Here is a 10,118-nt window from a genome sequence, read left to right as displayed (position 1 = left end):
GAAGTAGTTTTAAAATTAAAAGTGATGAACAAAAAATAAATGAAACTGTAAACGATGGGGATATTATCGTTATTCCTTCGAGATTTAAGCATTCTATTGAAATTATAGAAGATAAAGCTGTAGAACCATCTGTTATTACATGCGTTTTTCAATTAAACGGTGTATATGGACAAACAATCGCTGAAGGGTTGCCTAAATATATATTAGTTCCCTCAGACCGAAATGGGAAAGTTGCTGAATGGATACCAATGACAGTAGCGGCAATAAAATTAGAACTTGATCAACCTTCTTTAGGTAGTCAGGTTATGCTTTCAAGTGTTATCGATTTGCTTTTGGTATGGTCAATAAGATTTTGGCTAAATAAAGAAACACTAAACCATAAAAGTTGGATTTCAGCTTTGCAGAATCCTGCTATTAGCAAGGCATTATTCTTAATGCATTCTGATCCTACTAAAGAGTGGACCGTAGACATTCTTGCCAAAGAGACTAATCAATCTAAATCAAAGTTTTCAAAAAATTTCATAGAATTGGTCGGTACTACCCCAATTAATTATCTCAAACATTGGCGAATGAAGTTAGCGAATCAATATTTAATTGAAACGAATAATAGTATTTCACAAATAGCTGATTTAGTTGGTTATTCTTCACCCGCTGCCTTTACCAGATCTTTTATTCAAACTTATGGTTATAGCCCAAGAAAATTTAGAGAAATTTCAGTAACTAAAGCTAAATAATAAAAGGTTAAAAAGCGATACTTCAACTTATTTTTTCATAGGTAGCAGTAAAACAGGGTCTTCAATATCGTAACCAGTTTCTTCTGGAACCCCCAAATATTTAACGACAACCAACCTCTTATTGTGTTTAGGCACACTATAATTTTGGGAAATTTTTATTGCTTTGGTGTAATGAACCGCAACATGGGTCTTACTTTGTAAAGACGGCGATTTTACAACATATTCTGTTTTATATTGCGTGATCTTTCCTGAAGGATCAAACCAAGACGATACTTGATTCTGATGAGTTTTTATTGTTTGAATTTTTACGGTCTTACTATTACTTACAATCAAAGGAGTTAAATTTCTTTTAATTTTTTTAAGCGCCTTATTAAACGCTGTACTATCTTGATCATAATCAATTTTATTTGTTTTTGGATTGATATAGAGAGATTTAACTTCGATAAGTTTATCAGGCGATTTACTATTTAATAGATAATAATAGAGTTGTGGTAGACGTCCTCGACCATCTTCATAATGTCTTAATACATAAAGCTTCTTCTCTTTTTGCTGATAGCCCAATACTTCAATTTTTTGTCCACCGCCCACTGTCGCATAACTATGTGCGGATAACGTAAGAATCGTGCTAAAAGTTAAAAACTTTAGAAATTTCATGAGTTCATATCCTTGTGATCTGGTAACTATATTGTATAAATACCAATCAGATTAAAATGATACTTGAGTAAGTGTTACTTGCTGTTTTTATATTATTTTGTACATAAACAGCCTTTTTAAGGGGGCTCTATTTATTATTTCTCTCCCCCTCAAATGACTCATGCAGCTTTAGAAATAAGCCATCATAGAAGAACAGGTTTATGCAGCATTACGTTTATAAGAAAAATAAGAACATCCGGCACACGATGCCATAATGATTGTTATCCCAATGATCTGAAAATGATTTAATCGTTCATCTAAAATCAGCCATCCAGCTAAAGCACTTACCGCTGGTGATGCGCTCACTAATATTCCAAAAACTCGCGGATGCAGTTTTTTCATAGCAACCATATCCAATATAAATGGAATAGCACTCGCGAGCATCGACATGAGTAAACAGGTAAGAAGAATCTTATAACTATCAAAAATATGGATAAAGTGAGTTGCCCCTAAAGGTGTGGCAAACAAAGCCGCTAGAAACATTCCTGTTGCAACCGAGCTGCCCCCACCTTGTGCAACTTTAGAGCCATAAATAATATACAGTCCCCAACCCACGGCAGCCACAAGCGCATACGTCATACCAATAAAACTAAAGTTATGGTTTGAATTGCCCATAGGTAAAAAAAGCAAACCAATAATAGATAATCCACCCCAAAAATAATCTAATTTATTTTTAGACATTAAAATAGCAACTGTAAGGGGTCCCAACACCTCAATGGAAATAGCGATGCCAACAGACATATAAGAAAATGCTTTATAAATTAAAGTATTCATTAAGGTGAGGATTAATCCATAAATAATGAGATTTTTCCAATTGGTCTGTTTGTTCCAGTCTCTCCAAGGTTTAAACACAACCCATAAAAAACATGCTGACAAAGCAAGTCGAGTTAAGGTCACTCCTTCTGCACTAAGAATTGGGAAAAGGACTTTCCCTATTGATGCGCCTATTTGCACAGAAACTAAAGATAAAAATGCGGCTGCAAATGCTATGCCTTGTCTGGAGTTTGTCTCAATCATCATATTTACCACTCGGGGAATGATTGAAATTTTAATTCTATATAATCAATATATTTCTTCTATTTCCCTCAATAAAACGATTAAATAACTCTATATTTAAAGCTTAATGAGAGATTTACTCATGTCGGAAATTTCTTTAGATAATTTTGACTACGCAATCTTAAGAATACTGCAAAAAGACAATAAAACTTCTCATCGAGAAATTTCTGAAAAAATTGGTCTATCCGCTGCGTCTGTTCAACGGCGCATATCGCGTATGGAAGAAAAGGAAATTATTTTAAGAAATTGCGCCATCTTAAATCCGCTTAAATTTGGTGAAAAAATCACTTCTATTATTGAAGTACGACTGAGCGAAGACCGTTCTGTGGTTATGGACAGAGCAAAGCTGTACTTTGCTTCTGTTGAAGAAATTCAGCAGTGCTATTTTGTGAATGGCGGGGTCTCATTCATCATTATCATGCTGAGCAACAACTTATCTCATTTTGAAAGTTTGGTTAGAAAACATTTCGCTGATAATGAAGACGTCAAAACCTATAGAACACTTATTGTTTTAGATCGCGTAAAAGTAAACTTTGAGTTAAATATTTAAACTTTTCAATTTAAGCTTTAAGGCCTTACAGTAGTTAGGGTTTTACCTAGCTAAACAAGTAAAAAGAATCACCACTAAGGCAATGTCATAAAAAATCCCGCAGTGTATGGCGGGATTTTTTGTAGTGCGTTGAATTACATATGACCACGCCCGTGGCTATGCATATCAGACCCATGATCGCCATGTGCTTTATTATGATAGTACCCCTTACCATGATGAGTGCCATGATAAGCATATGCTTTACCATGATGGCTGCCGTGATAAGCATGACCATAACCATGATGTGAGCCGTGATAACCATGGCCTTTTGCAAAAGTCGGAGCAGAAAGCGCGATGACTAATGCGGCAAAAATATACTTAATGTACTTCATACAAAATTCCTTTTTATTGTAGTACTGGAATTTAAAGTAATACATAAATGTACAGCTAGAAACAAGTGATAATCTGTACAGGAGTGTAAGGCTGGCTAAGCAAAACTGATCTACTTCATACACCGTTTAAGCAACATAAAATAGATCATTGAAAATAATAAAAATTTAAAACTTAAGTCACTAAAGACATGTTCAAATTAATCAGTAGAACTTTGCCTCACCGACAGGACGAGTTTTAAACCGTCTATGAAACCACATGTACTGTGTTGGCGCGATTCGAATTTGGTTTTCAATAATTTTATTGACGCGTTCAGCATCATTCACTTCACATTCACTTGGAAAATTTTCAAGTTTAGGTTCAATCAGTACATTGTATTGAGGATCTCGAATATCTCCACTTCTATAAAAATATAATGGGATTGCGACAGCATTTGAAATATCCATGAGTCTTCGGTGGGCCGTTACTGTTGCGGCTTGTATTCCAAAGAATGATGCCATGACACCTTGCTTTAAACCAAAGTCCTGATCAGGGCTATACCAGATTGCATGACCATTTTTCAGTTTCGCAATTAAGCTACGCATGTTGTCTTTCGCAATTTGGTTTTTATAAACCCGAGCGCGACTACGATGAATGAGAAAATCCATAAAAGGATTATTTTGAGGTCTATACACCACATCCATATCGAAAAATAAGGTACAAGCAGCACCTCCGGCATCTAATAAAGTACTGTGTGTTCCCAACAACAAAACACCTCTATCCCGATTCTGTTCCAGATGCTCTAAACCTTTTATATGAACCCTTTTTTTAAACCATGTAGGACAATACCAAGCATTTAAAGCTTCAAATATACCAATCATCGTATCTGTAAAAACTGATTTGGCTTTGGTTTCAATTTGCTCGGGTGTTTTTTCAGGGAAACAAGCTTCTAAATTTCTTAAAGTTGTTTTTCTTCTTGAAGCTAATAGTGTCCAAGCAATTTTTGAAAAAAGTTTTGCTAAACGCCACTGGATTGCCCAAGGCAAGTACGCAAGAAACATAAGAGTAAAAGCTGTGAACCAGATACCCCAATACTTTAATGATAGAAAGGAAAATTGAAACTGCCCAGATTGATACTGCGGTTCAGATTTCGTCATACTGTAAATATCTAGAGGTATAGGAAATCATGCTAACACACACCGAATCTACACGCGTTTGCAAAGTGTGTCTTAATATTAGACTTATTTTCTTAAGAAGATTTATATTTCCTGAACATTACCTCTTATATTTATTTCCTTATTATATTTTAAATAACAATTACTTATAAAAATTTAACCATCTTGATTATTAGATAAATTATATACAAAAATTAAAATGCTAACCCTCTCATCACTTGCAGAAACTCTGAATACTCATCTTCACTTTCAAAAGTAAACTCTACTTCTGAACCATCTGTAAACCGAACTAGAACAGATCTCAAATCGGCACTGGTTGTAAATTTAACAACTTGTTCAAGGTTGTAGTGAGTAGATCCTACTTGGTAATATTTATATTCTCTTGCCATAACAACGTTCTACTCAAAAAGTTTAAGATTTCATCACTATAGAACAAATAAAGAAAATTTTTAAAGATTTTGTTCACTAGAAATCATTAAAAGCTAAACGTCACTCATTATTCTTTAACTTAATAAAAAACCGCTATAAGGCGGCTTTTATTGATGAGTGCATTCAACACTTACTTTTTCAAAGTTTTGGTAAATGCTTCCGAATTAAAATATTCGGTAATTTCCCCACCTTCATTTAAAACTTTTTCCTTTGGAATGCTTAAAAAATCTAGTTCTGATTTTAGGCTAATAAATTCAGGAATATATTTCTTAATAGGTGGTGGAGGTTTAGGCCCTCCTTCTGTAATTTTTTCAATAAATCCAGCTAGCCATAAAATATATTCGTCTTCCATACTATGGTGTGGAATAAGGCTAACATCTATTTTTACTTTGCATTCACTTAATGGTTTTGTTAAAGCTTCTTCAAAATCAATGTAGTTATACTTTAATTTGAATATGCTCCCAGATATCTCTTTACGTATAAAAATCATTAAATTATTAAGATTTTCAATAGTGTCATCTGAAAAAAGCTCAACTTCTTTAACTTTCCTATACACACTTTCTGCAATAGCTAAGTATTGTGGCATTAAGGTTTTGTCCTTATCTTTGAAGCGGTATTAGGTGGTCTCTCAAAGTAAGTATGATTCAATTTATATTTCAACTTGTAAGTATAAGTAACATTAAGTAAGTGTTGTTTATATTGTGTTAATTAATGACTATTAAACAGCTATTTTTAAGTTTTATTTAATTTCGATAGAGAAAGAGCGCTATATCAAACTTCATTGCGTTATCTTTCCAACAAATAAAATCAAATCTCTTTTATCAACTACGTTTCCTATCAAAAGCTATTTTGCTTATTTATTAAAATGCGGCAACTGTTTGATAAAGTCATTTAAAGGCATCGGACAGCCCCATAAAAAGCCCTGAAACTCGGTACAGCCATTACTTTTAAAAGCACTAAATTGTTCAGCCGTTTCTATACCTTCTACCAGCACGCGAAGGTTTAAATCTAGACCAATTTTAATAATACCCGTGACCAGTTTATTGCTGCGTTTATCATCCAAAGCTGCCTCTACAAAGCTACGATCAATTTTGATTTGGCTAATGGGCATTTTCTGTAAATAGCTTAAAGATGAATAACCTGTACCAAAGTCATCAAGTGAAAGCTGAATGCCATGTCTAGACAAGAAATTCATTTTTTCGATCATGCTTGCACAGTTATTTAAGGCTATATTTTCAGTAATTTCTAAGATGAGTCGAGATGGAGTAATGCCATATTTTTCAACCATAGCAATTATAGTTTGCTCAAAAAGTGGTTGCATGAAATGGTCAGCACTAATATTGACTGAAAGCGTAAGATCTTTAGTTTCTTCTTTTTTGCTCCAGTCTTGTAAAACTTTGCAGGCTTGAACTAACACCCACTCACCTATCTCTGGCATTAATCCAAAACTTTCTGCGGCAGGAATAAAATCTTGCGTAGGAATATATCCTAAAGTTGGGTGATGCCATCTTAACAAGGCTTCTGCGCCAATTAACTGTTCAGAGGAATTGATTTGCGGTTGATAAAAAAGCTCAAATTGTTCTTTGGTGAGGGCTAAACGTAGGTCATGCACCATGCTATTTTCTATTTGTATCTCTAATTGCATAGTATAAATTGATATACAAATCATGAGAGTAGCCACACAAGTTGCAATCCACCCACCATGATTACGGATATCATCTGACAAAGGTACTGCACTATTAAGTGTAAAAGAGGTACCACTAAAAAATATAAAACACCCAATCGATAATAAAATTAAAATGATTTGTAAAAAGCTTGGATCACGGCGGTAATTTAAATATCCCAGTATTGCGCCGGCAGGCAAAAATAAATGCGCTACTTGAGGCCGATGAGGTGTAGCAATATCGAAAAACAGGCAAAAAACGACTGGGAAAATTAGTAGAACCGCTTGTGATAAAAGTATGCCCGCCGAAATACGGTTTTTATAAATGAGAAAAAGGCTAAACATGGAAACTAGTGTGAAACCAATATCCATACAAACAATCAGCCACATGTGTGCAAATGCGAAATAAATAGTCCAAAACAAACAAAAAATAATACAAATAAAGATATTTGCTTTGGCTGCAATTGTAAGCTGCTGGTCTTTTACGTTACGGTAATTTTTCTTGCGTTTTTTAAAGTAAGATGAAGCTATCATAAATAAATCAACCGTAAAATATTTCTTCAAAGACCCCCAGCTTGGTCATTGATACTCCATCTCAATATTTACCAATAAAACGTAATATTTTATTCCTTTCTTATTTGTACTATTCATTTTGAGATTTGGTGTTCTTCAACAGCGTTGCTACAGTTCAGCGGTTTAACTGAACGATACTGCGTTTCGAACACTTTTTAATTTTAAAGTATCAAGACTTAACGATACATGCGTCTGCGGCTCAGGTACAGCCCCTAACTAGTGAAAAATTAGGCGAATTCTAAAGAATTTTATGTATCGTAATCTTATACACCCGTGAGTGTATAAGATTAGCCGTTCACTAGTCATGAAAATAGCTGAAACGCGTCGGTCACCTTGCAACGCATGAATGTGTATTAGAGATAAATCACAACCAAAACTGCGAAAAAGCCATATAGCGCACTTACTGCAACTAATGATCGATCATCGACCGCACCGCGGCGGAATAAATTCCACAAAAACACAATCGCCAGTGCAGTAATAATGCCAGATGCTAACAACAACGTATCAAAGCGCCACGGTGTGAAAAATATACCCAAAGCACTTGGTATGGTGGCCTGAATCATCATGGCACCAGAAATGTTCGCTAAAGCCAAACGTTCTTTACCTTGGCGTACCCAAATCAGCGCATTCATAATTTCAGGTAATTCGGTTGCAACCGGACTCAGTAATAAAGCAACCAAATGTGGTGGCCAACTTAGCGCTGTACCAATTGCTTCAAGCTGAGCTACAAAAGTGTGTGACGCAATACTAATGACAACTAAAGCGACCAATACCTGTAAGCCAGCCCACCCCAGTGAAGGTTCGGCTGCGTTGGGACGGAACTTGAGAGGTTCGAGTTCTTCTTCATCGGCAGATGTATCTGCTTCCTTAATCTCACGCCAAACATAAGCTGCATAAGCCGCTAAAAATAGAATACCTAACCAAGGCTTAATGGCAAACGCGACTAAACCAAGTGCTACTTTTAAAACAAAGATGGCAAGGAAAGAGACTTGATCTCGGCTTAAGCGACCATAATCAACTTGTACTTTATGCGAAGTTCGAGCTAACTTTTTACGATGAAGAATTAATACCAGACCTACAACGGCGTAACCCAAGGTTGCTAGCACCAATGGACCACCCATTGCAGCTCCAACACCAAGGTCTTTTTGTTCTGGGGTATTACCAAACACAACGGCCATAAAGGTCACCGCACTTTCAGGTAGCGCTGTACCAAAAGCTGCGAGTACTGAACCTACTGCGGTTGCACCAAGATTAAGACGTTTACCAAACCATTCAATTCCATTGACGAAATATTCACAGGCTAGGTAAATTGCCGCGGCGGACAAAAAGAATAAGATGAACGTGAGGAGCATAGGAATAGTTCCAGCCGGGCGAAATAAGAAACCATTGGCACGACAACGCTCCTCGCCCGACTAGCAAAGTACGTTGCGGCCAAAGGTCTCGCCTAGCTCTTACTGTATATACAGTGGCTGAACACGCCATGAGATACTCATCTCAAGTTTGTTGACGTGGTCTTCCTAGCGGGTACTAGGAATGGCTACTCCCCAATGACAATGCTGAGGATTTTACCAGTGATTTCATCCGAACTCTACAGAGATAGTCAGACAAAATGCTTATGAACTCTAAAAATCAATAGAATCTTTTAAAGCACTCTTTATTGACTAGATAAAATGTATTTCTACACTGGCATGTACAATTTCTTCATGGATAGACAAGGCTTTTTTAACTGAATCGGGTGTTAAATCTGTTCGGTCTGTTTCTAAAGCCAAAATGCATGAAAATTTTCCTTTACCGACTTTCCATACATGTAAATCTGTAATTTTTACTTGGGATAATTGCTCAATTACTTCTTGTATTTCAGCTACAACTGGATGTGACATTTCAGCATCTAATAAAGTTTTTCCTGTGTCACGCAAAAGTCCCCACGACCACTGCGCAACAAGTATCGCCCCTACAATACCCAATAAAGCATCTAAAAAATTCCATCCAAAATATTTACCCGCTATAAGTGCGGCTATGGCTAATACAGACGTTACGGCATCGGCAACCACATGTAGAAACGCAGCTTTATGATTTAAATCGTGATGGTGATCATGATGATGGTGGTGATTATGCTCATGGTCATGATGGTGGTGGTGATGTTCATGATTATCATGTAATAACCACGCACAGATTAAGTTGACTGCTAAACCTACAACAGCAATAGAAATCGCTTCATTATAATGAATATCAACAGGATGGAGTAATCGTTCGATAGATTGAAACCCCATCAAAAGTGCAACGACCATTAATAATATTGCACTGCTATACCCGCCCAAAATTTCGATTTTCCAAGTTCCGAAACTAAAGCGTTTGTCGTAGGCATAACGACGAGCCATTTTATAAGCCACATAAGCCAACCCTAGAGCAACCATGTGTGAACTCATGTGCCAGCCATCAGCTAAAAGAGCCATGGAGTTAAAGACCCATCCACCCACAATTTCAAAGACCATCATCACGGCAGTTAGGATGGTTGCAATCAAAATTTTCTTTTGAGCCAGCGGGTTTCCTTCATCGAACTGATGAGAGTGGTAGCGTTCTAAATTACTGTTAATTTCCATATTTATGGTCTTTTGATGATACTCCCCCATAGTATATATTTTTTTGGAAGGAAATAGGTTACATGACGACCAAGACAAGAAAAATTTTAAATTAGTTTGAAACCCACAAAAAAATAGTCACTTCTGTAGAAAATTATTTCAGCGTCCACTACTCTTTTTTTCAATAATTAAAATTCGTTACTAATGCGACATTGGTATGGACTAAATAAAATCCGTAGATTTAATAAAAGCCCACTTTAACATGGGCTCTTACAACCTATTTTTTGCGCTAATAAAAAAGGTTAATAAAAAAATAAT

Annotated in this window: 11 protein-coding genes and 1 riboswitch; of the genes, 2 read left to right on the top strand and 9 right to left on the bottom strand. The window is 35.9% G+C overall.

Translation table 11 applies throughout. From position 1 onward, the window contains the following. Window positions 1-734, top strand: a 734-nt coding sequence (locus tag ACH63V_RS17310) for an AraC family transcriptional regulator (protein ID WP_396464210.1), incomplete at its 5' end; no start/stop codon positions are given. Between the two features lie 27 nt (window positions 735-761). On the opposite strand, the gene ACH63V_RS17305 is transcribed toward ACH63V_RS17310, so the two are convergent. Together ACH63V_RS17305 and ACH63V_RS17300 are read right to left on the bottom strand one after the other, a co-directional pair. Then, window positions 762-1,388 (bottom strand): hypothetical protein, encoded by a 627-nt coding sequence (locus ACH63V_RS17305; RefSeq protein WP_311087946.1) that lies wholly within the window; start codon window positions 1,386-1,388, stop codon window positions 762-764. Window positions 1,389-1,586: 198 nt separating this feature from the next. Then, on the bottom strand, window positions 1,587-2,447 hold the full coding sequence (locus tag ACH63V_RS17300; protein ID WP_396464209.1) for an EamA family transporter: 861 nt from the start codon (window positions 2,445-2,447) through the stop codon (window positions 1,587-1,589). Between the two features lie 118 nt (window positions 2,448-2,565). Between ACH63V_RS17300 and ACH63V_RS17295 the strand changes: the two genes are divergently transcribed. Continuing rightward, window positions 2,566-3,033 carry an Lrp/AsnC family transcriptional regulator gene (locus ACH63V_RS17295; protein WP_022574763.1) on the top strand — a complete coding sequence of 156 codons (468 nt, stop codon included), beginning with the start codon at window positions 2,566-2,568 and terminating at the stop codon, window positions 3,031-3,033. Window positions 3,034-3,167: 134 nt separating this feature from the next. Here the strand turns inward: ACH63V_RS17295 and ACH63V_RS17290 are convergent, their stop codons facing one another. The 7 genes from ACH63V_RS17290 to dmeF form a co-directional block, all read right to left on the bottom strand. After that, on the bottom strand, window positions 3,168-3,404 hold the full coding sequence (locus ACH63V_RS17290) for a hypothetical protein (RefSeq protein ID WP_311087948.1): 237 nt from the start codon (window positions 3,402-3,404) through the stop codon (window positions 3,168-3,170). A gap of 201 nt (window positions 3,405-3,605) precedes the next feature. Continuing rightward, window positions 3,606-4,538: a lauroyl acyltransferase gene (locus tag ACH63V_RS17285; RefSeq protein WP_396464208.1), complete on the bottom strand. Its 933-nt coding sequence runs from the start codon at window positions 4,536-4,538 to the stop codon at window positions 3,606-3,608. A gap of 212 nt (window positions 4,539-4,750) precedes the next feature. Continuing rightward, a complete protein-coding gene (locus ACH63V_RS17280) occupies window positions 4,751-4,945 on the bottom strand; it encodes a hypothetical protein (protein WP_139887838.1) in 195 nt (64 codons plus the stop codon). A gap of 170 nt (window positions 4,946-5,115) precedes the next feature. Then, window positions 5,116-5,571 carry a hypothetical protein gene (locus ACH63V_RS17275; RefSeq protein ID WP_396464207.1) on the bottom strand — a complete coding sequence of 152 codons (456 nt, stop codon included), beginning with the start codon at window positions 5,569-5,571 and terminating at the stop codon, window positions 5,116-5,118. 267 nt (window positions 5,572-5,838) lie between these two features. Beyond that, complete coding sequence (locus ACH63V_RS17270; RefSeq protein WP_396464206.1) at window positions 5,839-7,212, bottom strand: putative bifunctional diguanylate cyclase/phosphodiesterase; 1,374 nt, start codon at window positions 7,210-7,212, stop codon at window positions 5,839-5,841. A 362-nt stretch (window positions 7,213-7,574) separates the two neighbouring features. Beyond that, on the bottom strand, window positions 7,575-8,573 hold the full coding sequence (locus ACH63V_RS17265) for a sodium:calcium antiporter (protein ID WP_396464205.1): 999 nt from the start codon (window positions 8,571-8,573) through the stop codon (window positions 7,575-7,577). 10 nt (window positions 8,574-8,583) lie between these two features. After that, window positions 8,584-8,783: riboswitch (yybP-ykoY riboswitch) on the bottom strand. 99 nt (window positions 8,784-8,882) lie between these two features. Continuing rightward, complete coding sequence (dmeF, locus tag ACH63V_RS17260) at window positions 8,883-9,821, bottom strand: CDF family Co(II)/Ni(II) efflux transporter DmeF (protein ID WP_396464204.1); 939 nt, start codon at window positions 9,819-9,821, stop codon at window positions 8,883-8,885. Window positions 9,822-10,118 lie beyond the last annotated feature (297 nt).

This window comes from Acinetobacter sp. ABJ-A23_2, assembly GCF_044538765.1.
Classification (GTDB): domain Bacteria; phylum Pseudomonadota; class Gammaproteobacteria; order Pseudomonadales; family Moraxellaceae; genus Acinetobacter; species Acinetobacter nosocomialis_A.
The sequence above is the reverse complement of the archived record's forward strand: the minus strand, read 5'-3'. Positions and strand labels throughout refer to the sequence as shown.

What these genes read in the sequence shown, in the direction of transcription:
- ACH63V_RS17305 (WP_311087946.1), bottom strand. Translation starts at nt 1,388, where the DNA reads ATGAAATTTCTAAAGTTTTTAACTTTTAGCACGATTCTTACGTTATCC.
- ACH63V_RS17300 (WP_396464209.1), bottom strand. Translation starts at nt 2,447, where the DNA reads ATGATGATTGAGACAAACTCCAGACAAGGCATAGCATTTGCAGCCGCA.
- ACH63V_RS17295 (WP_022574763.1), top strand. Translation starts at nt 2,566, where the DNA reads ATGTCGGAAATTTCTTTAGATAATTTTGACTACGCAATCTTAAGAATA.
- ACH63V_RS17290 (WP_311087948.1), bottom strand. Translation starts at nt 3,404, where the DNA reads ATGAAGTACATTAAGTATATTTTTGCCGCATTAGTCATCGCGCTTTCT.
- ACH63V_RS17285 (WP_396464208.1), bottom strand. Translation starts at nt 4,538, where the DNA reads ATGACGAAATCTGAACCGCAGTATCAATCTGGGCAGTTTCAATTTTCC.
- ACH63V_RS17280 (WP_139887838.1), bottom strand. Translation starts at nt 4,945, where the DNA reads ATGGCAAGAGAATATAAATATTACCAAGTAGGATCTACTCACTACAAC.
- ACH63V_RS17275 (WP_396464207.1), bottom strand. Translation starts at nt 5,571, where the DNA reads ATGCCACAATACTTAGCTATTGCAGAAAGTGTGTATAGGAAAGTTAAA.
- ACH63V_RS17265 (WP_396464205.1), bottom strand. Translation starts at nt 8,573, where the DNA reads ATGCTCCTCACGTTCATCTTATTCTTTTTGTCCGCCGCGGCAATTTAC.
- dmeF (WP_396464204.1), bottom strand. Translation starts at nt 9,821, where the DNA reads ATGGAAATTAACAGTAATTTAGAACGCTACCACTCTCATCAGTTCGAT.